The 358-nt window shown below is 68.4% G+C and carries 2 protein-coding genes; one reads left to right on the top strand and one right to left on the bottom strand.

All coding sequences use genetic code 11. The annotated features are described in order from the left end of the window. Window positions 1-222: VF530 family DNA-binding protein (locus tag HA630_RS02280; RefSeq protein WP_166832211.1), on the top strand; the 222-nt coding region annotated here is incomplete at its 5' end. 37 nt (window positions 223-259) lie between these two features. Here the strand turns inward: HA630_RS02280 and HA630_RS26220 are convergent. Beyond that, window positions 260-358: M3 family metallopeptidase (locus HA630_RS26220; protein WP_166832210.1), on the bottom strand; the 99-nt coding region annotated here is incomplete at its 5' end.

Below are 358 nucleotides of genomic sequence, written 5' to 3'. Positions count from 1 at the left end.
CTGCATGGGGTGACGCTGGAGGCCATGGTCAACGCCCTGGTGGCGCACTACGGTTGGGCCGAATTGGGGCAACGCATTCCGGTGCGCTGTTTCACTCACGAGCCCAGCGTGGCGTCCAGCCTGAAGTTCCTGCGCAAAACGCCCTGGGCGCGCGAGAAGGTGGAAGGCCTCTACCTGTTCATGCTGCGAGAACAGCGCCGCGGCCAGACCGGCCGTACTTGAACCCACCCGAACCCCGAACGGGGCCGGGCGGGTCGGTTCAGGCCATGCCCTGGTGCCGCAGCAGCGCGTCGATTTGCGGTTCGCGGCCGCGGAAGGCCTTGAACGAGGCCATGGCCGGGCGGCTGCCGCCGGCTTC

The sequence above is a fragment of the Aquabacterium sp. A08 genome, assembly GCF_011742065.1.
Note: the sequence above shows the minus strand (reverse complement) of the source record. Positions and strands in the feature narration are given on the sequence as shown.